Source organism: Ruegeria sp. YTSA135 (assembly GCF_059610165.1).
Window position 1 is genome coordinate 215,624 of the sequence record NZ_JBXWNC010000001.1, and the last position, 24,546, is coordinate 240,169.

Here is a 24,546-nt window from a genome sequence, read left to right on the forward strand (position 1 = left end):
TGACCCGAGGCTTTTTTTAAAACTGCTGTTTGCGCCTATTCCGCAGCTTCGGGTGCGTCGCCATCTGTATTCGGCGCTTCGTCCGCTGGCGCAGCCTTGGGCTTCCGCGTGCGCGGCCGACGCGCCGGCTTTTCTTTCTTCTCGGGCACGTCTACCGCCGGAGCCGCAGTCTGACTTTCTGGCGTCTCGACCAGGCCGGATTCCGGGGCTGACCCTTCGCTTGCGAAATCCATTACATCGGGCTGCGGCGATTCGGCCAAGTCGGCTTGGCGAGCGGCTTCACGCTCCTGCCGCTCGGCACGTTCGCGGTCACGCTCGGCCTGGCGTTCGCGATTCTGGCGCTCCTGCTCTTCCCGGCGTGCTTCGATTTCGCGCTGCGCTTCGCTCAGCAAACGCAGGTAATGCTCGGCATGCTGCTGAAAATTTTCCGCAGCTACACGGTCATTAGAAAGCTGGGCATCACGCGCCAACTGGTTATATTTGTCAATGATTTGTTGGGGCGTACCGCGCACCTTGCCTTCAGGACCCGAGCTGTCAAAAACCCGGTTCACAACGTTGCCACCAGAAGGGCGATTGCGGTTATTCTTGGCCCGCGAGCGGGATTTGGAAGATCTCATCTTAATTTACGTCAGCCTTGTCATTCGGTGCCGATCACGTCGCGCCCTGCACTGCTCAATGGCTTTAGCCGTCACGCGATGTCGACTTTTTTGGGCTTGGCGTCAGGGGCCCGCTGAAACAGCGTCAGCCTCGCAGACTAACTCTGAGTAAGCATGTCCAGCGCGTGCAGACAAGAGGTTTGTCCAAAAATTCGCAGCTTTTTTACAATTATCGGCACTTTTTAGCCTCACCTTGGGCTGCAACTATGGCATTCTGGCCATAACAACACGATCACGACCGTCCAGATCGGGAATGATCCGCGTTCCCGTCAGCCCCGCTGTTTCAAACAACGACACAACGCATTTTCCCTGAGTTGGTCCAATTTCAACGAGGATACGCCCTCCGGCCATCAGGAAGTCCGGTGCCGAGGCAGCGATATGGCGGTATGCGCCAAGGCCGTCACCCTCGTCCGTCAAGGCCATACGCGGCTCGTGCTCTCGCACTTCGGGCGAAAGGTCCTGTAGCTCGCTCAGCGCGATATAAGGCGGATTGGAAACAATTAGATCGAACTGGCCTTGAATGTTCTCAAACCAGTCAGAGCATACAACTTCGGCACGCCCTTGTATCTTATGAGAGACCGCATTTGCGCTGGCCTGTAGGCAGGCGGCCTCGCTCAGATCTGCGCCGACACCCGTCGCACTCGCCCGCTCAAGCAACAGCGTGATCAGGATACAGCCGGAACCGGTGCCCAAATCCAATACATGGTCAAACGGTTCGCTCAGCGCGGCCTCAATCAGCGTTTCAGTTTCGGGGCGCGGGTCCAGAACATCACGGCTGACACGAAACCGTCGGCCGTAGAATTCCCGCTCGCCCAGAAGATGCGATACCGGCACCCGAATGGCCCGCAATGAGATCAATTGGTCATAGCGTTCCGCGATTTCGGGTGACAGTTCTTCAGGTGCAATCAGTGTGACCCGGCTGGCCTCGATCCGCGCGGCGTGGGCCAACAATACCCGTGCATCACGAGCCGGATCATCCACACCCGCGGCCCGCAGGCGTGCGGTGGCTGCGACCATGGCCTGCGCTGCCGTCAGCGCAGCGATCATTGCGCCATCTCCGCCAATAGCCGCGCCTGGTCATCAGCTGTCAACGCGTCGATTACCTCATCCAAGTCGCCTTGCATGACCTGATCCAGCTTATACAATGTCAGGTTAATCCGATGATCCGTCATGCGGCCCTGCGGAAAATTGTACGTCCGGATACGTTCGGATCGATCGCCCGAGCCAACCTGGCTGGCTCGATCCGCCGAACGTTCACTGTCGATCCGCTGCCGTTCAAGATCAAAGAGGCGTGTTTTCAGCACCTGCATCGCGATCTCTCGGTTGCGATGCTGCGACTTTTCCGAGCTTGTCACCACCAAACCCGTCGGAAGGTGTGTGATCCGCACCGCAGAGTCGGTTGTGTTCACATGCTGCCCCCCGGCCCCCGAGCTGCGCATCGTGTCGATACGAATGTCATTGGCGTCAATCTGAATATCGACATCTTCGGCTTCGGGTAGAACCGCGACCGTTGCAGCCGACGTATGGATGCGCCCGCCGCTTTCGGTTTCCGGTACACGCTGAACCCGGTGCACACCGGATTCGTATTTCATCCGGGCAAAGACATTTTCGCCTTTGATATGGGCGACCACCTCTTTGATGCCGCCAAGGTCCGAGGTCTGTTCCTCAATGATTTCAAATTGCCAACCGCGGTTTTCTGCATAGCGCTGATACATCCGCAGGAGGTCACCCGCGAACAATGCGGCCTCATCCCCACCTGTGCCCGGTCGGATTTCCAGCATCGCAGGCCGCGCGTCTGCCTTGTCGCGCGGCAACAGTGCCAGTTGCAGCGCATGTTCGGCTTCGGGGATACGGGCTTGCAGCGCTGGAATCTCCTCTTCGGCCAATTCCTTCATATCCGGATCAGACAGCATCTCTCTGGCCTCAGCCAGATCAGCGACAAGCTGACGCCACGACATGATCTGATCAACGACCGGCTTTAGGTCGGAATACTCCTTCGCCAGCGCCGCGATATCTCCGCCCGAGGCGCCATCGGCCATGGCCGCTTCGAGGTACTGGAATCGCTGGGTTATCTGCACAAGGCGTTCTTCTGGGATCATCCACGCGGTGTCTCTTAATCCTAGGCTTTGGTCAAGGCCCGACCGTGTGCTAAGCTGCGGTTCATGAAAGGTTTGGCGCTTGTTTTTCTATTGTGCGCGGCCCCTGCCCTGGCCGATGTGGTCGGCCCTGGTGGCAAGGTTCAGGACTGCTATTGCACCGACAAATCCGGCACACGCATCGAGTTGGGCGAGTTGATCTGCCTACAAGTTGACGGGCGTATGTTCACGGCCCAGTGCCAGATGTCGCTGAACGTGCCGATGTGGCGCGAAGTGCAGGAGGGGTGCTTGTCTTCAAACCTCCAGAGCATCCAGCCATCCATCAACTCGGTCCCGATTTACTCCGAAATCGCCCTGCCCAAATCTTAGACGCCCGTGTATGCGCAGGGTGTCGCCGTCCTGCTGCACAGTTGTGTAATCCGGAAAACCAAAGACCCTGCTGCGCGTTACGTAGGTTACCATTCCCTCTGACACGGATCCCGCCAACACTTCAGTACGGGGCGCTTGCGTGGCAATGAAATGCAGACGCTCTAGGCCATTGGGTAGATCTTCGACAATGCGGAACACACCGCCGGGCATGTCCCGATCGGCGTCACCGGCAAGGGCAACGTGCCAACGATCAGGATCAGTTGGAGCGAAACGAAACACGGTCAATGCGATCAACACGGCCAGCAGCCCAAGAATTAACACTCGTTTCATCCCGAACCTTTTACATTGCAGAGTAGTTCTCTGACCTTTGAAATAGAGTGCGTGGTAGAATTTCTACCGCGACAACACTCCGGGCAGGATGCAAAGCATCTCGAACAGCAGGTTTGCTGCCGTAAGCGCTGTACTGCCCGATGGGTCGTAGGGCGGTGAGACTTCAACCAGATCGCAGCCCACCAGATTGATTCCGCCAAGCGCATGGATCAATTGCAGCGCCTGCGGAGTCGTAAGCCCCCCGATCTCAGGCGTACCCGTTCCGGGTGCGAAGGACGGGTCCAGGCTGTCGATGTCAAACGACAGGTAAACCGGGTGATCCCCGACCGTCTTGCGGATCTGGGACCCGATTTCCGTAAGGTTCTGCTGCCACAACTCCCACGCGGGGAACTGGCGGAAGCCCCAGCCCGCAGCTTCGGAAAAATCCGATGCTGCGTAGCCCGAGCCGCGAATGCCGATCTGAAAAGTCTTGTCAGGAATGATCAGCCCTTCTTCGTAAGCGCGGCGGAAGACGGTGCCATGCGTCTCTTTCTCGCCAAACATCTCATCGTTTACATCTGCATGCGCGTCCACGTGGACCAACGCAACCGGCCCGCGCTTGGCTGCGATCGCTCGCAGGATCGGCAATGTGATCGAATGGTCGCCGCCCATGGCAACAGGCGTCACTCCGTTGGCCACGATTACATCGAAGCTTTCCTTGATGATCTTCAAACTGTCGGCCAGCGAAAAAGTGTTGATCGCCAGATCGCCAATATCTGCGATCTGCAAACTGTCAAAGGGCGCGGCAGAGTTTGCCATGTTGTAGGGCCGGATCATCGCACTTTCGCTGCGAATTTGCTTGGGCCCGAATCGAGTGCCAGACCGCCACGATGTCCCGATATCCATTGGAATGCCCAAAACAGCCACATCCAGCCCGGCCAGTTTATCCGATTGCGGCAGACGCATGAACGTATTTGGACCCGAGAACCGCGCAAGGTCATTGCCGCTGATGGGTTGGTTAAAATCAGTCATTCTTGAATTTCTCCCGTCTGGCCGTTTGGTGAGCCAGATAGCGGAAAGATGGCTAACCAATGGTTAACCCTGCTCCAACTTTCTCCACCCCAACAGGCAGATGATCTGCGTTGCCACATGCGCCCCTGCAATCGCTGTCGCACCCGATGTGTCATAGGGCGGAGAGACCTCGACCACGTCCCCACCTTTGATGTTGATGCCCGCGATATCGCGCAGGATGATTTGCGCCTGAATGGAGCTTAGCCCGCCCCAGACCGGCGTACCCGTGCCGGGGGCAAACGCGGGGTCCAGACCGTCAATATCAAAGCTCAGGTAAACCGGGCTGTCGCCAAGAATGCCCTTGATCTTTTCCGCCACTGCAGCGGGTCCGGCTTCATAAACCTCGCGTGCGTCGATAATATTGACGCCCAGCGTATCTTCGTTGGTGGTGCGAATTCCCACCTGAACCGAGCGCTTCGGGTCCACGATCCCCGACTTCACTGCCTTGTAGAACATCGTCCCGTGATCAACGCGGGACATATCGTCATCCGCCCATGTATCTGTATGCGCATCAAATTGCAGCAGCGACATGGGCCCATATTTCTCGGCATAGGCTTTCAGGATCGGAAAGCTGATATAGTGATCCCCGCCAAGCGAAACCGAGGCTACATCAGCCGCCAGGATCGTTCGGATATGATCGGTCAGCAGATCGGGGAAGGCCGGAATATTGGCATAGTCATAGGCCACGTCGCCGTAGTCGATGATTGCCAGCTCACTCAGCGCATCAAACGGCCAGCCATAGGGCGCGTCAGGGGATTGCAACGCGCTGGCCTCGCGGATCGCGCGGGGACCCAGTCGAGTACCGGGTCGGTTGGTTACGGCCTGATCGAACGGCACGCCAGTGACGGCGATATCCACACCGGTCAGGTTCTTGGTGTAAAGCCGCCGCAGGAACGAGATTGCCCCGCCAAACGTATTTTCAAAAGACAGCCCCTTGAGGTCTGGGTTGGTAAAGGCTTCGTCTACCTGAGTTTTTGCGTCTTCCAGTGCCATGTCATTTCCTTTTCACCCCAACGGCTGCGCCTTTTCGACGATCCGCGCAAGGAACGAGGCGCCCACCGGCGCGATCTCGTCATTGAAATTGTATTGCGGATGGTGCAGCCCGGCCCCCTCGCCCTGACCCAGAAACAGGTAGGCGCCCGGACGGGCCTGCAGCATGTATGAAAAATCCTCGGCCCCCATGTTGCGGGTCATATTGTCGACAACCTGTTCGGGCCCCGAGATTTCGCGCGCGACGTCAGACGCGAAGCGGGTGCTTTCGGCATCGTTAATCGTGGCGGGATAGTCCACCTCGTAGTCCAGCCGCACCTCGACCCCGTACGAGGCCGCCTGCCCCTGCACGATCTGCTCCATCCGCTCAATCACCATCTGTTGGACTGCTGGATCGAACGTGCGCACCGTGCCGTTGATATAGGCTGTATCGGGGACGACGTTATTCACCGTACCTGTGTGAATCTGCGTGACGGAAACGACAAGATCGTCAAGCGCGTGGTGATTTCGACTGACGATGGTCTGAAGCGCCTGCGCGATACCACAGGCGGCCATGACCGGATCGCGGGTTTCGTGCGGCATGGCGCCATGACCACCGACGCCCTGTATATACACATGGAACGTATCCACCGCCGCCATGATCGCGCCCGGTGTCGTATGAAAGGCCCCCTCGGGCAGGCCCGGCGCGTTGTGAAGCGCATAGACCTGAGCAATGTCGAACCGATCCATGATGCCTTCTTCGACCATAACACCGGCACCGCCGCCCTCTTCTTCGGCGGGTTGAAAGATCAGCGCCACTCGACCACGAAAATTCCGCGTCTCGGCCAGGTATCGCGCGGCCCCCAACAGCATCGTGGTGTGGCCGTCATGACCACAGGCATGCATTTTGCCGGGATGCTTCGAAGCATATCCGACACCCGTATCCTCAGGAATCGGTAGCGCGTCCATATCTGCCCGCAGGCCAATTGTCGGGCCATCGCCCTGCCCATTGATGATCGCGACAATCCCCGTTGTGGCGATTCCTTCGTGCAGCTCATCCACGCCGAACCCTCGCAACCGGTCCGCTACAAACGCCGCCGTTTCATGGCAGTCGAAGGCAAGTTCAGGAATGGAATGCAGATGTCGGCGCCACGTGGCCATATCGGAAGAGAAATTAGCAATTCGGTTGACGACCGGCATCTGGGGTGGACTCCTGATCTTGAGTGCGGAATGCATGCATCTGACACCGGAACGAAAGGGTTCGCAATGGCCGAAAATCCTCTGATCCACGACAGCGACGCCGGGATCGAGCGTCTGCTGGAAATCATGCGCCGCCTGCGCGACCCTGAAACAGGCTGCCCGTGGGATATCGAACAGGATTTCGCAACCATCGCCCCCTATACGATCGAAGAAGCCTATGAGGTTGCTGACGCGATCGAACGCGAAGCGTTTGACGAGCTGAAGGGCGAGCTGGGTGATCTGCTGTTCCAATCCGTCTTTCACGCACAAATGGCCGAAGAAGCCGGGTATTTTACCTTTCAGGACGTGGTCCGCACCATGTCGGACAAGATGGTCACCCGCCATCCGCATGTGTTCGGAGACGAATCCCGTGAGAAGTCTGCGGAGCAGCAGACGCTGGATTGGGAGACGATCAAAGCAGCAGAACGCGCTGGCAAAGAACAAAAAGGAACGCTGGACGGTCTTGCAGCAAACCTGCCCGCCCTGCTGCGCGCCCACAAGTTGCAGAAACGCGCCGCGCGTGTAGGGTTCGACTGGCCTGATGCGAGCCACGTGCTGGCCAAGATCACCGAAGAAGCCGCCGAGTTGGAAGAGGCTCGCAACCGGATGGACCCAGACGCGCTTGAAGATGAGTTCGGTGATCTGCTGTTCGTGATGGTCAATCTGGGCCGTCATCTGGGTATCGAACCCGAGGCCGCCCTGCGCCGCACCAACGCCAAGTTCACCCGTCGCTTTGAACAGGTTGAGGCACGCCTGGCCGCCCGTGGCAAGACCCCATCACAAAGCGACCTGGCCGAGATGGATGCGCTCTGGGATGAGGTGAAAACCGAAGAGCATCGCGCCAATGGCAAACTCCCGCCTGTGGATGTAACGAGCAACGCCTGAAACCGCTGGACAAGCTCGGTGACACTTGCGAGTGTCCGCGCTTCAAGACCCCGGAGGTAACTCATGGCACCGCGCAAAATCATCATAGACACCGATCCTGGTCAGGACGACGCTGTGGCCATCCTGCTGGCGCTGGCCAGCCCGGAAGAGATCGACGTGTTGGGGATTACCGCCGTCGCCGGGAACGTGCCGCTAGTGTTGACCGCCAGGAACGCGCGCATTGTCCGCGAATTGGCGGGGAAAACGCATATTCCAGTATACGCCGGTTGCGACCGCCCCCTGAAACGCCCTTTGGTCACGGCAGAGCATGTGCATGGCAAAACCGGGCTTGATGGCCCTGTTCTGCCTGACCCTGAAATGGCTTTGACCGACGGGCACGCGGTGGATTTCATCATAGACACGCTACGCAAGCACGAGCCCGGAACTGTCACGTTGTGCCCGCTGGGGCCGCTGACGAACATTGCCACCGCTTTTCAGAAAGCCCCTGACATCATTGACCGGGTGCAGGAAATTGTTTTGATGGGCGGAGCGTATTTCGAGGTTGGAAACATCACACCAACCGCTGAATTCAACATCTATGTCGATCCTGAAGCCGCTGATATTGTGTTCACATCTGGCGTTACAATTGTCGTCATGCCGCTGGACGTAACGCACAAGGCGCTGGTTACGAAACACCGCAACGATGCCTTCCGCGCGCTTGACACAAAAGTTGGTCACGCTGTGGCCGAAATGACGGATTTCTTCGAGCGCTTCGACAAGGAGAAATACGGCTCGGAAGGTGCGCCATTGCACGACCCTTGCGTTACGGCCTATCTGATCCAGCCAGAGCTGTTTTCGGGCCGTCACATAAACGTTCAGATTGAAACACAGTCTGAATTGACCATGGGCATGACCGTCGCCGACTGGTGGGGTGTCACGGACCACCTGCCCAATGCGTTGTTCATCGGGGATATTGACGCCGATGGCTTCTTCGATCTGCTGACAGAAAGGCTGGCCCGGTTATGAGCGCCGCACTTAAGCTCGCCCGCCCCGATGATCTGGACCGCCTCATGAGCTTGGTCACGGCTTTTCATGCGGAAGAAGGCATTGAACAGGACGCGGATCAAAGGCGTGACGCCCTATTGCCATTGCTGGAGGGCATCCCGCACGGATGCATTTACCTGATTGGTCCGGGTCGCGCACCGTTGGGCTACATCATCCTGACCTTCGGCTGGTCGGTCGAATTTGGCGGTATGGACGGCTTCGTCGATGAAATCTACATTCGTCCTGCCATCCGAAGACGCGGCATCGCCACAGAGGTGCTGCACGATCTGCCTAAGGCACTGTCCCATGCAGGATTGACCGCCCTGCACCTTGAAGTCGATCGTGCGAACGAGACCGCGCAGAAGCTTTACCTGCGCACTGGGTTCAAACCGCGCGACAACTACATGCTGATGAGCAAGGTTCTTTAACGCGACTCGCCGCGGAAGATGAACATTGGCATATCCATGTCTTGAACCGGGTCGCCGGATGACACAGCTTCACCCGTGATTGGGTACGTCCCCGGGCCCGCACAGGCCGACAAGAATATGGTGCTGATCACTGAAGCTACGAGAAGGAATTTCGAACCAGTCATGGTGTGCTCCTTTCTGTAATTTGTTCAGAATACCTCAACTCGATCCGGCACAAGTATGAAAAAGTTCACACATAATGATATATTTGATGATTTATTTTTGGCGCGAGGGATTCCCCTGCGTTTTCAATTAGAAAACCAAGCGTAAATAAACTACACGTTCTTCAGGCAGAGTTGTTCGCGCGCAGATCCATCTCAAAAAACAGCAGATGACCCTTCGCGATTTCTAGAATCTCTGAATAAGCATCCCGCAAAGAGAACCCCATCGACAAGTATAAACGCGAAGCCTTCTGCATCGGTTTGCCTGTGTCCATACGGATGTAGTCAAATCCGCGCTCGCGGCACTTTTCGATAAGGGATTGCATTATCGCAAAACCCACACCTGCGCCCGGCACGCTATCTGCCACGAAAACGCGTTTTACCTCGGCCACGCGCGGGGCGATGGTGTGGAAAATCCCGCACCCGACGGGCTGATCATCTTTCAAAGCAAGACGCATACCACCGTTTGGCGGGCAGTGTTCAGTTTCTATAGACGAAAGTATCCGCGCGTATTTTTTGCGCGGATAGAAGGTTCGAACTATTTTCTGTGAATGCGCATCCAGCGTTAGCAATTAATCACGATAGTCCCAGCACAAACGCCGGACCGCTTCGACTTGGTCCGGCGTTGTGGGTTCTGTAATGCGAAGCACAGGCTGATCCTCGTTCAACTCACGGATCAGCGTAGCATTCAGCGCTTAAGGATCGAAGCCCCGGCATATTCTGCCACTTCACCCAGAGATTCCTCGATGCGGATCAATTGGTTATACTTGGCCAACCGGTCCGACCGTGCCAGCGAGCCGGTCTTGATCTGACCGCAGTTGGTTGCAACGGCAAGATCGGCAATTGTGGCATCTTCGGTTTCACCCGAGCGGTGCGACATGACGTTGGTATAGCGCGCACGGTGGGCCATATCGACGGCGCGCAGGGTTTCGGTCAGTGATCCGATCTGGTTCACTTTGACCAGCATCGAGTTCGCGCAACCGCGTTCGATCCCTTCGGCCAGACGCGCGGGGTTGGTCACGAACAGGTCGTCACCCACCAGTTGCACCCTGTCGCCGATGGCGTCGGTCAGGGCCTTCCAGCCGTCCCAGTCATCCTCGGACATGCCATCTTCGATCGAAATGATCGGATAGTCGTTGACCAGAGCCGCAAGGTACTCCGCATTCTCTTCTGAGGTCAGGCTCTTGCCCTCACCCGACAGAACGTATTTGCCGCCCTTGTAGTATTCGGTCGCCGCACAATCGAGCGCCAGGTGAATCTCTTCGCCCGGTTTGTAGCCCGCCTTTTCGATGGACTTCAGAATGAAATCCAGCGCTTCGCGGGTGGAGGCGATGTTGGGTGCAAAACCGCCTTCATCACCGACACCTGTGGCCAGCCCCGCCGCTGATAGTTCTTTTTTCAGTGTGTGGAACACTTCGGAGCCCATGCGAACCGCTTCGCGGATGTTCGCGGCCGAAACGGGCATGATCATGAATTCCTGGATGTCGATCGGGTTATCTGCATGCTCGCCCCCGTTGATGATATTCATCATCGGTACTGGCAAAATGCGGGCCGACGTGCCGCCAACATAACGGTACAAGGGCTGAGTGGTGAAATCTGCCGCCGCCTTCGCAGTCGCCAGTGAAACGCCCAGAATGGCATTTGCCCCCAGACGGCCTTTGTTCTCGGTCCCGTCCAGTTCGATCATGGCTTGGTCGATGGCGACCTGCTCGGTCGCGTCAAAACCAACCAGTTCCTCGGCAATTTCACCGTTGACCGCCGCGACGGCCTCTAGCACGCCCTTACCCATATACCGCGACTTGTCGCCGTCACGCTTTTCCACCGCCTCATAGGCTCCGGTGGACGCACCCGAAGGCACAGCAGCGCGGCCCATGGTGCCGTCTTCCAGAATCACGTCCACCTCAACGGTCGGATTGCCCCGGCTGTCCAGTATTTCGCGTGCGTGGATGTCGATGATGGTGCTCATGAGGCGCATTCCTGTCGCTAAAATAACTTGCACGCCTCATACCATCACCCGGCAAAATGTAAACCGGATATGTTACCGCTAACACAGATAAATACGAGGGTTTAGGGCTAACAGTTTATCGTTTTTGTCTGCCTGTGGCGATCCATCAGACCACGGTCGCAAGCTCACGGGCCAACTTGCGCTCTCTCATGAAGGTGTACATGCCCGACCCCATGATCAACGTGGCACCGGCCAGTGTCATCAGATCAGGACGCTCGCCAAACATCAGCATCCCCGCCGCAATCGAAAAGACCAACCGCGTGTAGCGAAACGGGGTCAGCGCCGAAGCCTCACCAATCCGCATGGCGGTGACGATCCCATAGTAAGCGACGACACCAAACAAAATGGCACCCAAATACGGACCGATTTGGGCCGTTTGTAGTGGCACCACGGGTTGCGCGGTAAAAACCTTTAAAACGAGGCCGGCAAGCGCAATTGCAAGATAGGCCTGAAGCGCCACAACGGAAGAGGCCACCCTGACATCCAGCTTACGCGTGATCAGGTCGCGCGCGGCAATCGCGATAACAGTGGCCACAACAAAGAGCGACTCGGGCTGAAAACCCTGAAGTCCCGGGCGGATAATCATCAAGACACCGATGAAACCCACGCCAATCGCGCTCCAACGTCGCCAGCCAACATGCTCGCCCAGAAACAGGGCAGCTCCCATAGTGACAGCCAGCGGCATTGCCTGAAACACGGCGGCCACGGTGGACAGCTCCACCAAGGACAGCGCGGTTACAAAAGTCAGCGCGCCAACCGCTTCGGCACCGGCACGTACCAAGGGAAGTGGACGCCATGCAAACGGATCAAAGATACGTTTTCGCGTGACCACCGACATCACGGCAAAAACCAGCCCGCAGACCAAGCCTAGAACAAGCATGATTTGGCCGGTCGGCACTGTGGACGACAGGTGTTTGATGAACATGTCCTCAAGAGTGAAGGCCGCCATCGCACCGACGACCAGCAATATGCCGTTTACGTTGTTCATGATCATGTCCGTTGAAACCTGCGGCCCGACTCACGGCCGCATTGTTCACCAAAAGCGCAACCAAGCCTTACGGGCAAGCGGTATCGTGCTGGAAAAGCATGAATTCCCGTGCGCCTGCCGTTCGCGAACCGTGATGGTTCAGTCCTGTTTGAGCGGAACGCCGTACAGTTCCAGCCGGTGGCCTTTCAGCTTGTAACCCAGCTTGGCGGCGATCTTTTCCTGCAAAACCTCTATTTCAGGGTCGACGAATTCGATCACTTCGCCTGACTGCATGTCGATCAGGTGGTCGTGGTGATCACGTTCGGCATCTTCATAACGCGCCCGTCCGTCTCCGAACTCCAGCCGGTCGAGAATCCCCGCCTCTTCGAACAGTTTGACGGTACGATAGACCGTAGCGATCGAGATACCCGAATCCACCTTGGACGCGCGGGCATAAAGCTCCTCGACATCGGGGTGATCGTCGCTTTGTTGCAGCACCTGGGCAATTGTGCGGCGCTGGCCCGTCATACGCAGTCCTTTTGCTTCGCATCGGGCGATAATCGTATCGGTCATGTGTGACCCTCAGAGTAATTCGGGCTTATGTCTTAATACGTCTGTGCGGATGGTGCCACAGGGGATTTGCATCTTGGGTCACACGGCGCAGGTCAGCCCAGATCGGCAAGTGATCCGAGGCGATATGCGCCGGTCGAGCATCATGCACGCCGTGCAACACAGCCTCTAGCCCCCCGCCCAGCGCGATCCGATCCAGCGCGCCCAGCGGTTGAGCAGCCGGAAAACTGGGAACCGGCGGCAGAAATCGCATATCAGGGGCCAGATGATCCAGTACCGGCTGACGTGACCATTCGTTGAAATCCCCGGCCCAGACGGTCGGTATATCGTTCAGCTTCTTGTCAAATCGGCGGATATGGGTGATCTGCTGCCGTCTGGATGCAGGCAACAGACCCAAATGCATGCCAATCACACGCAACGGCCCGATATGCGTGTCGAACTCGACCTGAACCATACCTCGCGGTTCTAGCCCCGGCAGGTCGTGGTGGCCTTTTTGGCGTACGCGGATCGCGTCTCCGCGCCAAATCACGGCATTGCCATGCCAACCCAGGCTGCCTGCCCCGCCCAGATCAACAATCTGCCACCCTGCCTCATCCAGCATGAAATGCGGTAAGGCAGCAGGGCGCGGCGGCAGCCGTTTATCGGCCTCTTGCAGCACCACGATATCTGCTTTCATGCTGTCGATAACCTGCATGATGCGCTGGGGCTGCCGTCGGAAATCAAGGCCGACGCATTTCTGAATATTGTAGCTGGCAATGCGCAGCGTCGACTGGTGTTTCATAGAGCTCTGATAAAACGGTTAAGGATAAAGTGCCACGCTTTACGCCGGGTGCAACCCCCTGAGTCCCGTCGCGCGGGGCGAACCCCGATACCCTGCCCAATAAATGGGCTGAAAAAGACGGCCAATCTTGGTCGTCGCCCCGTCGACGCTCTATGCAACATCGACAAGAATACCCGGCGGCATGATGTGGGGATTGTATTGGATACCGGTGTGTTGCTTTTGTGACCTCAAGCTTGCCGGATGATTTCTGCCCTGACGTCGCAAGCCGTGACCCTCGCATGGTGCTGCGCCTCGCCTCTGCCGCGTTGCTGTCGGATGGACCGGTTTTCCTGTGCAAAGCGTTAGGCACCGCCCTTATCGTCGGTGCCGCGATTTTAAAGATTTTGCGGGATGAAATGCCATCTTTCTACCGACCGAGCCTGAAAGAGTTCAGATCAACCCTACGGCATCCTTACGTCCCGCAGAATGTCGCGTGGACCACTTCCCTTTCGGTCGGAGGCCGCGCTAAATCACTCGCATCGGGCTGATCCTCAAAGGGGTGTGCAAGCACAGCGTTGAGCCGGTGGAACGGGGCATAGTCCCCTTGAACAGCCGCCTGGATCATCTGCTCGACTCTGTGATTGCGCGGGATAAAAGCGGGGTTGGCAGCATTCATCAACGCCTGAGGGTTCTCCTCTCGCTTCAGCCGTTCCCGCCATCCCTTTGCCCAGTCATCGAATGCGTCGGGGGCAAGGAACTGTTCGCGAGCCTTCCCACTGCTTAACGCCCGGAAGGTATTGGTGAAATCGGCCGAGTTCTGCGCCATCCGGGTCAGCAGGTCAGCGATCAGCGTCTCATCGCCTTTGTCTTCCAATGACAGGCCGATCTTGGCGCGGAACTCGGCCAGCCATTCCTGCTGTATCAGACCGGGCATCGCATGCACGATCTCGGTCGCCTCTTCTACGGCGCGCTCGGGGTCCTCGAATTGCTGGATCAAAGCCGTGGCAAGCTGCGCCAGGTTCCACACGGCAATGTCGGGTTGATTGGAATACGCATAGCGCCCCATCCGATCAATCGAGCTGTAAACCGTATTGGGGTGGTAGCTATCCATAAAAGCGCAGGGACCATAATCAATCGTCTCTCCGGCGATTGAGAAGTTGTCGGTGTTCATCACCCCGTGGATAAAGCCCACACTCATCCAAAGTGCAATCAGCCGAGCCTGAGCGTCGCGCACCGCGCGCAACAGGTCCATCGGCCCCGATGCGTTTGGATAGTGTCGGGCGATGGCGTAGTCGGTCAGCCGCTTCAGGCTGTCAATCTGTCCCCGTCCGGCAAAAACCTGAAACGTTCCCACACGTAGATGACTTTGTGCGATGCGTGTCAGAACCGCCCCGGGCATCGGACCTTCGCGCAGAACAACCTCACCGGTTTCAACCGCGGCCAGCGCTCGGGTCGTGGGAATGCCCAGCGCGTGCATCGCCTCAGACACTACATATTCGCGCAGTACCGGGCCCAGCCACGCACGACCATCGCCCCGGCGGCTGAACGGGGTCTGGCCCGATCCCTTCAACTGAATGTCACGGCGCACGCCATCTGTACCAATAGTCTCACCCAGAAGCACGGCACGTCCATCTCCAAGCTGAGGGTTGTAGTTCCCGAACTGATGCCCCGAATACAGCTGCGCAATCGGTTCGGCACCTTCAGGAACAACATTCCCCGCAAAAGTCTGGGCCATGTCTTCAACTTCGCCGGGGGTTACACGCAGGATTTGCGCCAAGCCCTCATTGAATGCGACAAGGCGCGGCGCGCGCACGGGAACCGGCGCCTGCCGGGCGAAGAAGGTGTTCGGCAGCCGGGCGTAGCTGTTGTCAAAAGGGATATTCAAGGTCATGCCGCAAACATATTGTCGAAACGCCCAAATACCATAGCGGATCGCACACCCGCATGCATATTAACCCCAACACCCCCGAGGACACCATGACCGCGCAACAGATCATCGACCACCTGCGCCTCCAACCCCACCCCGAAGGCGGCTGGTTCCGCGAAACCTGGCGGGCCGACAACGCCGGTCGCGCTACAGGCACCTGCATCTATTTTCTTTTGCAAGCAGGTGAACGCAGCCACTGGCACCGCGTTGACGCAACCGAAATATGGTTGTTCCACTCTGGTGCGCCGCTGACCCTAACCCTCAGCCCTACGGATGATGGCCCAGCAACCGACCACGTGCTAACCCCTGACCTGACCAAAGGCGCGCCGCAAGTGATCGTGCCCAAGAACCACTGGCAGTCTGCGCGCACGACCGGCGACTATACTCTGGTCAGTTGCACCGTTTCGCCGGGTTTCGAGTTTGAGGGCTTCGTGTTGGCCGAGCCGGGATTTGATATACCGCGCGGTTGAAAGGTAATCTGTTGCGCGTTCAATACCGTCGATCCCGGTTTTCAAGCTTTGGCAATCGTCTGGTTTCGCCCCGGAACCATGCTCACGACCCCGCCGCCAACAAGCGCTTTGACCCCTGTTGTTCCGAGGCACGAGGTTGGCAGGCCGCGCGCAACGCGGACGGCCAGATAGGCAAAGGCTTGCGCCTCAAGCATGTCACCGTCCAGACCCACCGCCTCGACCGGTTCGACCGGACAGTCAAGTGAGACACGCAGCATTTCCATCAGCACCGGGTTGTGCCGGCCACCCCCGGTTACCAAGACGCGCGCAGGCGGTTTCGGGCAATGCTCCATCCCCTGCGCCACGCCTGCCGCACACATGGCGGTCAACGTGGCTACGGCATCGGCATCGTCCAGTTCCTTCACCAGCTTGATCATCTCGGCAAAATCGTTTCGGTCCAGAGACTTGGGCGGCATTCGGTTAAAATACGCCTCAGCCAGAAATAATTCGAGCGCGCCGGTCTCAACCGTGCCGCCTTTGGCCATTGCTCCATCGCGATCCATCGGCAGGCCGAAACGCGCTTGCATGAGGTCATCCACCGGAGCGTTGGCTGGACCGGTGTCAAATGCCAACAAGGCTCCGGGCCTCTCTGGCGCGTCAAAGCTGGGGTCTACATAGGTAAGGTTCCCCACGCCGCCCAAATTCAGGAAACACAGCGGCTGAGTCGCGCCGATCCATTTGGCGCAAGCGAAGTGAAAGAAAGGCGCCAGAGGCGCACCCTCACCACCCATCGCGATATCATCACTTCGGAAATCCCATACAACCGGCACGCCCAGCGCCTGCGCCAGCCCTTTGCCATCGCCCACCTGCAGGGTACCCCGCCCCCGCGGCTCGTGCGCCAGGGTCTGTCCGTGGAATCCGATCAGGTCAACCGCATCGAATTCCGAGAGCGCTTCGGCATGAGCAATCGTCACCAACTCAGCCGCCTTATCCACCATCGGCCCGTGCCAATGGCCCAGTGCGGCGCGCAGATCAGCTCGTTCGACTTTGGAGTAGGCGCGATACCCGCTTGGACCGAACCCGAAAATCTGGTGCCCGTCAGTTTCAACAACCGCGGCGTCCACACCATCCAGCGATGTACCCGACATCGCCCCTAAGGCCCTGATCGGCCCATGTTTCCTGATGGCCCGGTTCACACTCACCTCGTTTTTCTTGTTATGTGACGCACAACCTGCCCGTCAAACGACCGGTAAGGCAAGTGACATCGAACGCAAACCGAGTAATTTGGAATTGCATGCGCGCCGGAAACCACAAAAACTCGGAACGAAATCGTGGAACGGGTAACGATCGCGGTCACCAGCCCACGTTTTCGTGGAAAAGGTGCCTTTTCCTTGCCTGACACGCCGCCTATACAGTGCCCCGCAACATAAACCCAAAGGGCACGATATGACCTACCACCCCAAATCGGATTTCATCGCCACGATGATCGAGCGCGGCTTTCTCGCCGACTGCACCGATTATCAGGGCCTTGACGAAGCGCTGATCAGTGGGTGCAAACCGGCCTATATCGGCTTTGACGCAACAGCCAAGTCGTTGCATGTGGGCAGCCTGATTCAGATCATGATGCTGCGCTGGTTCCAGAAAACCGGCCACCAGCCGATCACCCTGATGGGGGGCGGTACCACCAAGGTGGGCGACCCGTCTTTTCGTGCGGATGAACGCCCCCTGTTGGGCCCGGAACAGATCGACGAAAACATCGCAGGCATCAAGAAGGTGTTCGCGGCCTATATCGACTATGACAGCGACGCCGAAAACAAAGCGCTGATGCTGAACAATGCCGAGTGGCTCGACGGCCTGAACTACCTTGATTTCCTTAGGGATATCGGGCGGCATTTCTCGGTCAACCGGATGCTTTCGTTCGAGTCCGTGAAATCGCGGCTGGACCGTGAGCAATCGCTGAGTTTCCTTGAATTCAACTACATGATCCTGCAGGCCTATGACTTTCTGGAATTGAACCGCCGGTATGGCTGCGTTCTGCAGATGGGCGGTAGTGACCAGTGGGGCAATATCATCAACGGAATCGACCTGACCCGACGCGTGCTGGACCATGAAATCTACGGTCTGACCTCGCCACTGCTGACGACTAGCGACGGCAAGAAGATGGGCAAATCTCAGGATGGCGCGGTCTGGCTGAACGCCGACATGCGCTCCCCCTACGAGTTCTGGCAGTTCTGGCGCAATACCACCGATGCGGATGTGGGAAGGTTCCTGAAGCTATACACCGAACTGCCCGTGGATGAGTGTGACCGTCTGGGTGCGCTGCAAGGGTCCGAGATCAACGAGGCCAAGATTCGCCTTGCCAATGAAGTGACAACTCTGGCACACGGAGCCCAGGCTGCTGAGACCGCCGAGGCCACCGCACGCGAGGTATTTGAAAAAGGTGGTGTGGGCGGGGATCTTCCCACGCTGACCCTCAGCGCGGATGAACTGGGTGCTGGCATGTCCATCGTGCAGATCATCGTTAAATCAGGGCTGGCAAAATCGGGCAAAGAGGCCAAGCGTCTGATTGCCGAAAACGGCGCCAAGCTGGATGACGCACCACTGACTGATGCGGGACTTATGATTGACGCTGGCGCGCTGTCCTCCCCGATCAAGCTGAGCGCTGGGAAAAAGCGGCACGCTCTGGTTCAGTTGGGCTAAACTAAACGTCAAATAAGAAAAAAACGGCCACCTGATTGGGTGGCCGTTTTTGTTGGACGTAAGCAAGGGCGCGATTATCGCTTGCCGCCTTTACCGCCGCCGTTGTTTCCACCATTGCCGTTGCCGTGGTTGCCACCACCGCCGCCGTTATTGCCGCCGTTGCCGTTGCCGGAACCACCGCCATCACCGGGGTCGCCTCCGCCACCCTCACCCGGACCGCTTCCTCCTCCATTACCGGGGCCACTTCCTCCGTCAGAGTCGCCTCCGTAGTCCACGCCCGACGATGCAAACTCTTCACCTCCGCGGGACTCGCCTAAATTACCTGACGCAGTGATTGATGCGGTAGGCAAGTCCGTTAACAAAGCTGCTAACCCAGGGCATTGCGCAGACGTGTTTTGTAGTGTTGTTGCAAAATCCGACCGCGATCGTAGGCGCTCCAAGAAGCTGGGCGTAACCTGCTGACACTCGCATAACGTCCTGTAATCACATCGGTTTGCAGCATCCCGCGCAGTTTTCCAATTGCAGACCTCTGGTGCCGCTGCGACGCTGCCTGCTGCCGTCACGGTCAGAAAAGGTGCTGCTATCAGCGCGGGAACGCTGACCCTTGAACTCCTGAACATATTGCTTGTCTCCTTGCTTGGCGTTCGTGCCACGCCTCATTGCATTCGATATCGATGTGAGACTCGCGTATTAAGCGCGGTTAAAGATTGCCTGAGATTGCCTTGAGAAACGCTTTGAAAACTGCCTCCGAAGCATCAAAACCGTGGACAGAACCCGAACCCTTGCATTAAATGAACATACGTTCATATCCCGAAGGAAAGGATCCGCCATGCAATTGTCTTCCACATCCGCGGTCATCACTGGTGGCGCTTCGGGGCTTGGCGAAGCTACCGCCCGGTATTTTGCTGAACAGGGCGCGCAAGTTACGATTCTTGACCGCGATTCCGAGCGGGGCGAAAGGGTTGCATCCGAAATTGGCGGCTATTTCGTGCAAACAGACGTAACTGACGAAGGATCGGTTGCCGCGGCCATTGCGCAGGCGATGGACAAAATGGGGCGAATCACGGCCACGGTGAACTGCGCGGGGGTCGCGTTTGGGATCAAGACCGTTGGTAAGGACGGCCCCCACCCTTTAGACGCCTTCCAACGCACCATTGACATCAACCTGGTCGGAACCTTCAACGTCTCGCGCCTGGCTGCGGCCGAAATGGCAAAGAACGAACCCGAACCGGACGGCGCGCGTGGCGTGATCATCAATACCGCTTCAATCGCGGCTTTTGATGGGCAAAAGGGTCAGGCGGCTTATGCGGCCTCGAAAGGCGGTGTCGTAGGAATGACACTGCCCATGGCGCGCGATCTGGCCTCGACCGGTATCCGGGTTATGGCCATCGCACCGGGCATATTCATGACCCCCATGCTTGCCGGGCTGCCCGAAGAGGTACAACAACAACTGGCCGCCGATGTTCCCAACCCTGCGCGACTGGGTGATCCGCGTGAATACGGCAAGCTGGCCGGTTTCATCGTCGAGATGGGGTATCTGAACGGTGAAGTTATCCGTATCGACGGCGCACTGCGCATGCGATAGGGCTGCCTCATGACCGAAAGAGAAAAGATGCAGGCCGGGCAATGGTATTGCTGTCTGGACCCCGAGCTTGACGACTTGCGCGCCCATGCCCGACGCGCAGTACACGCCCACAACACCTGCGCCCCGGATGCGCGGGGAGCGATGGCCCCGGAGTTACTGGCGCTGTTCGCAAGCGTTGGATCGGATTGCTTTTTCGAAGCTCCGTTTCACTGCGCGTACGGGATCAACATACACCTTGGCGCGCGGGTGTTCTTCAATGCGGGTTGCGTGATTCTGGATACTGCACCCGTGCGGGTCGGAGATGACTCGATGTTCGGCCCACATGTTCAAATCTATTGCGCCCAACATGCCAAAGACGCCGATGAGCGCGCGCAAGGGCTGGAAATCGGGCTGCCCGTAACGATTGGCCGAAACGTCTGGGTCGGCGGTGGGGCTATTCTGATGCCCGGCATAACTATTGGCGATAATGCGACGATCGGCGCGGGTAGCATCGTAACCAAAGACGTTGCCGCCGGAGATACAGTTGTGGGTAATCCCGCCCGACCGCTTCGGCGCCCCTAGGCACCCTCGGCCTTTTCTTCGAGCGTTAGCCACTCATCCTCAGCCGCGGCCAGTTTCTCTTGCCGCTCGACCAAAGCTTCGGTGGCTTTTTGGAACTTGACCGGCTCGCGAGTAAAGAGTTCGGGATCAGACATGAGCTCTTCCAGCTTGCCGATCTCGGCCTCAAGCCGGGCAATCTCGGCGGGCAGTTTTTCAAGCCGGTGTTTTTCCGAGAATGACAAGCCTGATTTCGGCTGGCTTTCCGACTTCACCTTCGGAGCGGAAGACTTTGTTTTTTCAGTCTTCTTCTCGACAACATCACCCCGTTGGGCGATGTAGTCGGACCAGCCGCCCGCGTAAACGGTTGCACGGCCATTGCCTTCCATAGCTATTGTCGTTGTGGCGACCCGATCCAGAAAATCCCGGTCGTGACTGACCAGCAGAACAGTGCCGTCATAATCGTCCAGCAGTTCTTGCAGCAGATCCAGTGTTTCGACATCCAGATCATTGGTTGGTTCGTCCAGCACCAGCAGGTTCGAAGGTTTCGCCATCAGCTTCGCCAGAAGTAAACGCGCTTTCTCACCACCTGACAAAGACTTAACAGCCGCCCTTGCCTGCGCTTCATCGAACAAAAACTCCTTGAGGTAACCGACCACGTGCTTAGGTTGACCTCCGACCATGACCTGGTCAGCCTTGCCAGATACCCGCATTTCCGGGTCACCGGTCAGACTGTCCCAAAGGGTCATTTCCGGGTCCAGTTGCGCGCGGGTTTGGTCGAACACGGCGATCTCGAGGTTGGTGCCCAGGGTTACGGAGCCCTCATCCGGCTGTTCCTGACCCAACAGTATTTTCAGGAGCGTCGTCTTGCCCACTCCGTTTGGCCCGACAAAGGCCACCCGGTCGCTGCGTTGCACCAACAGGTCCAGGCTCCGTACAATCTGCGTTTCGCCAAAAGACTTCGACACGCCCTTGGCTTCGATCACTTTTCTACCGGATTTTGGCCCCGCCTCCAGCGCCATAGCAGCCGCACCCTGACGCTTGATCTGAGCCGCCTTTTCGGCGCGAAGGGCTTGTAAGGCGCGCACCCGACCCTGGTTGCGTTTTCGCCGCGCGCTGATGCCCTCGACGGCCCATTTGGCCTCAGACTTGATTAGGCGATTCAGCTTGTGGCGCTGCTGGTCCTCTTCTTCCCAGACCTTGTCACGCCATGCTTCGAACGCTTCGAATCCCTGTTCCTGCCGCCGCACCATTCCACGGTCGATCCACAAGGTTGCGCGAGTCAGGGCACGCAGGAATGCGCGGTCGTGCGAGATCAACACAAAAGCCGCCCGGGTCGATCCCAACTCGCGTTCGAGCCATGTGATGGCTTCGATGTCCAGATGGTTGGTTGGTTCGTCCAACAACATCAGATCGGGCGCTTCGGCCATCAGCTTGGCCAGCGCCGCCCGCCGACGCTCACCACCCGAGGCAGTTTCAACCGCGCGTGCGGGATCGAACTTCAACCCTTCTCCGGCGCGCTCAACCTTATACAATTCGCCCGGCTCTAACCCGCTGGAGGCATAATCACCCAGCGTGGCGAACCCCTCCATGCCCGGATCCTGCTCCATGTATCCGACGGATTTTCCAGGCGGCACCACGATGTCACCGTGGTCAGCCTCAACCAACCCGGCCATGACTTTCATCAGGGTGGATTTTCCCGAACCGTTCCGCCCAACCAGTGCTACGCGATCACCAGGCTGAACCACCAAATCAAGTTCGGAAAACACCGGATCACCCCCGAAAGTCAGGGAAATACCGGACATCTGCAACAAAGGAATTCTCGCCATGCCCGCCAGCTAAACCGGTAAGGCCAAAGCGTCAACGGCGATTACCCGACCACAGCCCGCAGCAGACGTTTCCGCGCCGGGGGAATCGCGTCAATCTCAAGCCCGGTGAAGACATGCAGCGTGTTCATGTGGCGATCTACCACCGCGTGATCGCTGACCCAACCGCCCATCATCAAATAGGTGCGTAGCAAAGGCGGCATCCGCAGCATCGCCTTTTTTACGTCCGGTCTGCGGCGCAGACGCGCGGCGAACCGAAAGACATCTGGGGCCTTCACCCGCGGCAACCAGCGTTTTGGCGCAAGATGGCGATGTTTCAGCATGGCGAAGGCGTCCAGATACTCTTTGGTCTCGGTCCCTGCGAAAGAGGAACAGCCAAACAGCATCTCAACCCCGTTTTGATCGACATAGGCGGTCATCGCCCCCCAAGCGACGCGCAGGATGTCCGGGTCGGTCCAGTCAGGATGGATGCAGAACCGCCCCATTTCGACCATCCGGCCTTGGAACCCTTCCAGAGCAGACAGGTCATAGAATTGCGCCGAATAGCTTTGGCCAATCTCGGACCCATCTTCCATGGTCAACATGCGGAAGCAGCAGACTATCTGCCCGCCCTCCCGCATATCTTCAACGAGGATATGAGCGCAGATCGGATCGAACTGATCCTCGTCAGTCTGTTCCGTACCGAAGGCCAACGTCCGAAGCCGCTGCGCCAACGCCAGATCGTGTTGCGACTGCGCAAGAAGGGCGCGGTACCGCCCTTTCCAGAGCAATAATGCCATGGTCGCACCTCCACGGTTGCTGACCGGTTTCCTCTTGCCGCGTCCTTACCACAGACTGCATGACTGTCGTATGACTATCGCGAGATGTGGCTGTTACTCCTGCGATGCACCCGGAATGTTGGCCGGGTTGAAGTTGCCGATGTTACCCAGCAACTGACGAATGAAACCCTGCCCCTGAATTGTGGATTCGGTCACGCGGCGGTCCAATTGGACAACGATACCGTCTTCAAGCCCGAACCGTTCGATGTTCCGAACAACTCCGCTGTCATCAAAGCTGATCGCCACCAGCTCGCGCGAGACCACCTCGGGCTTTTTCGGGCCGTAGTGCCGAACACGGGACCGCACGTAGTAATAGCCCGAATCCCGAACCACACCTGATGAGCTTGGGGCACCAACCGCTTCGGCCACACTTTCGCGGGTGTCCACGCCCACCGTGATCTCGGCCAGGTCCTCGGGGGGCGGGATATATCCATGATTCTTGAACACGGGCGTACACGCACTGGCCGCCGCCAGACAGGCCACAAAGACAAGCGTTTTCGACGCCGGTTTCAACCTGTTCACAAGCTTCAACATTTACACCCTCTTGCCTTGGCCCCGTACGGACCCTATCCGATTACAGAAACCGCAGCCCCGGTTCAACACAGGAAAGGGTCACGAATGAGCAACCAGACATCTCTGCGGGTGGCCGACCTGCCCCAAAACGCACCAACACCGTTTGACTTGCGCCCTGACGCCAAGGCACTAGAGACTATTAAAGACGATCTTGGCCTGCTTGGTCTACGCAAGCTCAGTTTCGTAGGTGATGTGAGGGTACAAGGCAAGCGGGACTGGGCCCTGAACGGCAAACTGGGTGCCACGGTGATTCAGCCTTGCGTCGTCACACTTGAACCGGTGACAACCCGGATCGACATCCCGGTGACCCGAATCTTTGTGGCTAATTGGGTCGATCCCACGGAAGCTGAGTTTGAAATTCCCGAAGGCGACGACACCGAACAGCTTGAAACCGAGATCGACCCAACACTTGTCATGGTCGAGGCATTGTCGCTGGCCCTGCCCCAATATCCGCGCAAAGACGGTGCTGAACTAGGTCAGGCTGACTTTACCGAGCCCGGCAAGCAGGCGATGACGGACGAAGATGTCAAACCGTTTGCAGGTCTGGCTGGTTTGCGTGACGCGCTGAAAAAAGACGAGTGACA

28 protein-coding genes are annotated in these 24,546 nt (G+C 57.9%); 9 read left to right on the plus strand and 19 right to left on the minus strand.

Going from position 1 to position 24,546, the window contains the following annotated elements; translation table 11 throughout:
• Positions 1 to 35: 35 nt before the first annotated feature.
• The 3 genes from AC2FIT_RS01025 to prfA all read right to left on the minus strand — a co-directional run bounded on the left by AC2FIT_RS01025 (position 36) and on the right by prfA (position 2,755).
• Positions 36 to 617: a DUF4167 domain-containing protein gene (locus AC2FIT_RS01025; protein ID WP_224889184.1), complete on the minus strand. Its 582-nt coding sequence runs from the start codon at positions 615 to 617 to the stop codon at positions 36 to 38.
• Between the two features lie 243 nt (positions 618 to 860).
• Entirely contained in the window at positions 861 to 1,703 is an 843-nt protein-coding gene (gene prmC, locus AC2FIT_RS01030; protein WP_496825810.1) for a peptide chain release factor N(5)-glutamine methyltransferase, read from the minus strand.
• Positions 1,700 to 2,755, minus strand: coding sequence for a peptide chain release factor 1 (gene prfA / locus AC2FIT_RS01035; RefSeq protein ID WP_496825812.1), 1,056 nt, complete (start codon positions 2,753 to 2,755; stop codon positions 1,700 to 1,702). Before prfA ends, prmC begins: the two co-directional genes overlap by 4 nt.
• Before the next feature lie 63 nt (positions 2,756 to 2,818).
• On the opposite strand from prfA, the gene AC2FIT_RS01040 reads away from it, so the two are divergent.
• On the plus strand, positions 2,819 to 3,121 hold the full coding sequence (locus AC2FIT_RS01040; protein WP_475182583.1) for a hypothetical protein: 303 nt from the start codon (positions 2,819 to 2,821) through the stop codon (positions 3,119 to 3,121).
• On the opposite strand, the gene AC2FIT_RS01045 is transcribed toward AC2FIT_RS01040, so the two are convergent.
• The 4 genes from AC2FIT_RS01045 to AC2FIT_RS01060 form a co-directional block, all read right to left on the minus strand.
• Positions 3,047 to 3,451 carry a DUF1499 domain-containing protein gene (locus AC2FIT_RS01045; RefSeq protein ID WP_496825814.1) on the minus strand — a complete coding sequence of 135 codons (405 nt, stop codon included), beginning with the start codon at positions 3,449 to 3,451 and terminating at the stop codon, positions 3,047 to 3,049. The genes AC2FIT_RS01040 and AC2FIT_RS01045 overlap by 75 nt on opposite strands.
• Positions 3,452 to 3,514: 63 nt before the next feature.
• Complete coding sequence (gene speB, locus AC2FIT_RS01050; protein WP_496825816.1) at positions 3,515 to 4,462, minus strand: agmatinase; 948 nt, start codon at positions 4,460 to 4,462, stop codon at positions 3,515 to 3,517.
• A gap of 63 nt (positions 4,463 to 4,525) precedes the next feature.
• A complete protein-coding gene (speB, locus tag AC2FIT_RS01055) occupies positions 4,526 to 5,494 on the minus strand; it encodes an agmatinase (protein WP_496825818.1) in 969 nt (322 codons plus the stop codon).
• Positions 5,495 to 5,506: 12 nt separating this feature from the next.
• On the minus strand, positions 5,507 to 6,670 hold the full coding sequence (locus AC2FIT_RS01060) for a M20 aminoacylase family protein (RefSeq protein WP_496825821.1): 1,164 nt from the start codon (positions 6,668 to 6,670) through the stop codon (positions 5,507 to 5,509).
• A gap of 66 nt (positions 6,671 to 6,736) precedes the next feature.
• Between AC2FIT_RS01060 and mazG the strand changes: the two genes are divergently transcribed.
• From mazG to AC2FIT_RS01075, 3 genes are all read left to right on the plus strand, one after another.
• Positions 6,737 to 7,594 (plus strand): nucleoside triphosphate pyrophosphohydrolase, encoded by an 858-nt coding sequence (gene mazG / locus AC2FIT_RS01065; protein WP_496825823.1) that lies wholly within the window; start codon positions 6,737 to 6,739, stop codon positions 7,592 to 7,594.
• 63 nt (positions 7,595 to 7,657) lie between these two features.
• On the plus strand, positions 7,658 to 8,599 hold the full coding sequence (locus AC2FIT_RS01070) for a nucleoside hydrolase (RefSeq protein WP_496825825.1): 942 nt from the start codon (positions 7,658 to 7,660) through the stop codon (positions 8,597 to 8,599).
• On the plus strand, positions 8,596 to 9,045 hold the full coding sequence (locus AC2FIT_RS01075; RefSeq protein WP_496825826.1) for a GNAT family N-acetyltransferase: 450 nt from the start codon (positions 8,596 to 8,598) through the stop codon (positions 9,043 to 9,045). The genes AC2FIT_RS01070 and AC2FIT_RS01075 overlap by 4 nt, the downstream gene beginning before the upstream one ends.
• Here AC2FIT_RS01075 and AC2FIT_RS01080 read toward each other — a convergent pair.
• From AC2FIT_RS01080 to AC2FIT_RS01110, 7 genes are all read right to left on the minus strand, one after another.
• Complete coding sequence (locus AC2FIT_RS01080; protein ID WP_496825828.1) at positions 9,042 to 9,209, minus strand: hypothetical protein; 168 nt, start codon at positions 9,207 to 9,209, stop codon at positions 9,042 to 9,044. The two genes, AC2FIT_RS01075 and AC2FIT_RS01080, sit on opposite strands and share 4 nt — an antisense overlap.
• Positions 9,210 to 9,370: 161 nt before the next feature.
• Positions 9,371 to 9,817, minus strand: a complete 447-nt coding sequence (locus AC2FIT_RS01085; protein ID WP_496825830.1) for a GNAT family N-acetyltransferase — start codon at positions 9,815 to 9,817, stop codon at positions 9,371 to 9,373.
• Between the two features lie 116 nt (positions 9,818 to 9,933).
• Positions 9,934 to 11,211: a phosphopyruvate hydratase gene (gene eno / locus AC2FIT_RS01090; RefSeq protein ID WP_496825832.1), complete on the minus strand. Its 1,278-nt coding sequence runs from the start codon at positions 11,209 to 11,211 to the stop codon at positions 9,934 to 9,936.
• Between the two features lie 145 nt (positions 11,212 to 11,356).
• On the minus strand, positions 11,357 to 12,238 hold the full coding sequence (locus AC2FIT_RS01095) for a DMT family transporter (RefSeq protein ID WP_496825834.1): 882 nt from the start codon (positions 12,236 to 12,238) through the stop codon (positions 11,357 to 11,359).
• A gap of 138 nt (positions 12,239 to 12,376) precedes the next feature.
• Positions 12,377 to 12,790, minus strand: coding sequence for a Fur family transcriptional regulator (locus AC2FIT_RS01100; protein WP_224889198.1), 414 nt, complete (start codon positions 12,788 to 12,790; stop codon positions 12,377 to 12,379).
• 25 nt (positions 12,791 to 12,815) lie between these two features.
• Entirely contained in the window at positions 12,816 to 13,568 is a 753-nt protein-coding gene (locus AC2FIT_RS01105; protein WP_496825836.1) for an endonuclease/exonuclease/phosphatase family protein, read from the minus strand.
• A gap of 451 nt (positions 13,569 to 14,019) precedes the next feature.
• On the minus strand, positions 14,020 to 15,438 hold the full coding sequence (locus tag AC2FIT_RS01110; protein ID WP_496825838.1) for a protein adenylyltransferase SelO: 1,419 nt from the start codon (positions 15,436 to 15,438) through the stop codon (positions 14,020 to 14,022).
• An 86-nt stretch (positions 15,439 to 15,524) separates the two neighbouring features.
• On the opposite strand from AC2FIT_RS01110, the gene AC2FIT_RS01115 reads away from it, so the two are divergent.
• Positions 15,525 to 15,944 (plus strand): cupin domain-containing protein, encoded by a 420-nt coding sequence (locus AC2FIT_RS01115; protein ID WP_496826482.1) that lies wholly within the window; start codon positions 15,525 to 15,527, stop codon positions 15,942 to 15,944.
• Between the two features lie 41 nt (positions 15,945 to 15,985).
• Here AC2FIT_RS01115 and AC2FIT_RS01120 read toward each other — a convergent pair whose 3' ends face one another.
• On the minus strand, positions 15,986 to 17,119 hold the full coding sequence (locus AC2FIT_RS01120; RefSeq protein ID WP_496825840.1) for an anhydro-N-acetylmuramic acid kinase: 1,134 nt from the start codon (positions 17,117 to 17,119) through the stop codon (positions 15,986 to 15,988).
• A 250-nt stretch (positions 17,120 to 17,369) separates the two neighbouring features.
• Between AC2FIT_RS01120 and tyrS the strand changes: the two genes are divergently transcribed.
• Positions 17,370 to 18,623, plus strand: coding sequence for a tyrosine--tRNA ligase (tyrS, locus tag AC2FIT_RS01125; protein ID WP_496825842.1), 1,254 nt, complete (start codon positions 17,370 to 17,372; stop codon positions 18,621 to 18,623).
• A gap of 1 nt (position 18,624) precedes the next feature.
• Here the strand turns inward: tyrS and AC2FIT_RS01130 are convergent, their stop codons facing one another.
• Positions 18,625 to 18,855 (minus strand): hypothetical protein, encoded by a 231-nt coding sequence (locus AC2FIT_RS01130; protein WP_496825844.1) that lies wholly within the window; start codon positions 18,853 to 18,855, stop codon positions 18,625 to 18,627.
• A 597-nt stretch (positions 18,856 to 19,452) separates the two neighbouring features.
• Between AC2FIT_RS01130 and AC2FIT_RS01135 the strand changes: the two genes are divergently transcribed.
• Positions 19,453 to 20,208: a 3-hydroxyacyl-CoA dehydrogenase gene (locus AC2FIT_RS01135; protein WP_496825846.1), complete on the plus strand. Its 756-nt coding sequence runs from the start codon at positions 19,453 to 19,455 to the stop codon at positions 20,206 to 20,208.
• A gap of 9 nt (positions 20,209 to 20,217) precedes the next feature.
• The gene (locus AC2FIT_RS01140; protein WP_496825847.1) at positions 20,218 to 20,769 is read left to right on the plus strand and encodes a sugar O-acetyltransferase; all 552 of its coding nucleotides are present in this window, start codon (positions 20,218 to 20,220) and stop codon (positions 20,767 to 20,769) included.
• Here the strand turns inward: AC2FIT_RS01140 and AC2FIT_RS01145 are convergent.
• The 3 genes from AC2FIT_RS01145 to AC2FIT_RS01155 form a co-directional block, all read right to left on the minus strand.
• Entirely contained in the window at positions 20,766 to 22,574 is a 1,809-nt protein-coding gene (locus tag AC2FIT_RS01145; protein WP_496825849.1) for an ABC-F family ATP-binding cassette domain-containing protein, read from the minus strand. The genes AC2FIT_RS01140 and AC2FIT_RS01145 overlap by 4 nt on opposite strands.
• Positions 22,575 to 22,615: 41 nt before the next feature.
• Positions 22,616 to 23,350, minus strand: coding sequence for a GNAT family N-acetyltransferase (locus tag AC2FIT_RS01150; protein ID WP_496825851.1), 735 nt, complete (start codon positions 23,348 to 23,350; stop codon positions 22,616 to 22,618).
• A 93-nt stretch (positions 23,351 to 23,443) separates the two neighbouring features.
• Entirely contained in the window at positions 23,444 to 23,923 is a 480-nt protein-coding gene (locus tag AC2FIT_RS01155) for an outer membrane protein assembly factor BamE (RefSeq protein WP_496825853.1), read from the minus strand.
• 84 nt (positions 23,924 to 24,007) lie between these two features.
• Here AC2FIT_RS01155 and AC2FIT_RS01160 point away from each other — a divergent pair, with 84 nt between their 5' ends.
• Positions 24,008 to 24,544: a YceD family protein gene (locus AC2FIT_RS01160; RefSeq protein WP_496825855.1), complete on the plus strand. Its 537-nt coding sequence runs from the start codon at positions 24,008 to 24,010 to the stop codon at positions 24,542 to 24,544.
• The last annotated feature ends 2 nt before the right edge of the window (positions 24,545 to 24,546 follow it).